1 protein-coding gene is annotated in these 1,011 nt (G+C 62.6%); it reads right to left on the bottom strand.

Translation table 11 applies throughout. The annotated features are described in order from the left end of the window. On the bottom strand, positions 1 to 944 hold a 944-nt coding region (locus tag AX690_RS13120), incomplete at its 3' end, for an IS30 family transposase (protein WP_066730404.1). Positions 945 to 1,011: the final 67 nt, after the last annotated feature.

The raw sequence follows: 1,011 nt of genomic DNA, 5'->3' as shown, positions 1-1,011 counted from the left end.
CCGAGGCACTTGCGCGGGATCCGATTGAGCCGCGTGGACAGCTCCAGCAGCTTCTCCGGCGGGACCAGCGCGATGTCCGTGTCGCTGGGCAAGAAGCGCCGCAGACGGCCATTGGTGTTCTCGACCGTGCCCTTTTGCCAAGGCGCCTGTGGCTTGCAGAAGTAGCTGTCAATCTCGAGCGAGCGCTTCAGGGTCGCAAAGAAGGCGAACTCCGTGCCGCGATCAAAGGTAATGGATTGCCGCATCGGCGGAGGAAACGGCTCCAGGCGCTCGGCTAGGCCGGCCATGATGCCCGTCGAGCTGCGGCTCGGGTTCTTGATCATGATCAGATACCGGCTTCGCCGCTCGACCAGCGTCGTGATGTTGTGACGCCCGTATTCCTTGCGGAAAGCGATCAGATCGCACTCCCAATGGCCGTAGCTCTGGCGCTCGCCGATGTGGGCCGGCCGCTGGGCGATGGTGTTGTGCGGCGGGATATGAAGGCCGCGCGGTCGTCGGGCATAGCGCGCGCGCCGGCGCCGACGCATCCTGGGCAGCAGCTTGTAGAGCTCCGCAGCTCGGCCATCTGGGCCGTAGACGTAGCGATAGATGGTCTCGTGGCAGGCATAAGCTTGGAGCTGCCGGGTCGACTTGAGATGACCGGCGATCTGTTCTGGCGACCAGGTCTCTTGCAAGCGCTCGGTGACAAAGCGGGCCAGTTCTGGATCGCGATGCAGCTTGCCGACCCGTCTGCGACGCGTGGAGGCGCGCTCGTTGGCGGCGACAGCAAAATAGCCGCGCAGCCATGGGCCATCGTCGAACCAGTTGCGCCGAATCTCGCGGTGGATCGTCGATGGATGACGTCCAAGGCGCTCGGAGATGACCCGAACGGAGACCTTGGCGTCACGCCAGCGGGCGATCTGATGGCGTTCCTGAAGCGTGATATGGTCGTAACGCGATCCCATGTGAAAATCTCCGTGGACCTAAGTCCATAAAAACCCTCACAAATCGCACTTCAAAATAGAATCCGCC

It is taken from the genome of Caulobacter sp. CCH9-E1 (assembly GCF_001556515.1).
Classification (GTDB): domain Bacteria; phylum Pseudomonadota; class Alphaproteobacteria; order Caulobacterales; family Caulobacteraceae; genus Caulobacter.
The sequence above is the reverse complement of the archived record's forward strand: the minus strand, read 5'-3'. Positions and strand labels throughout refer to the sequence as shown.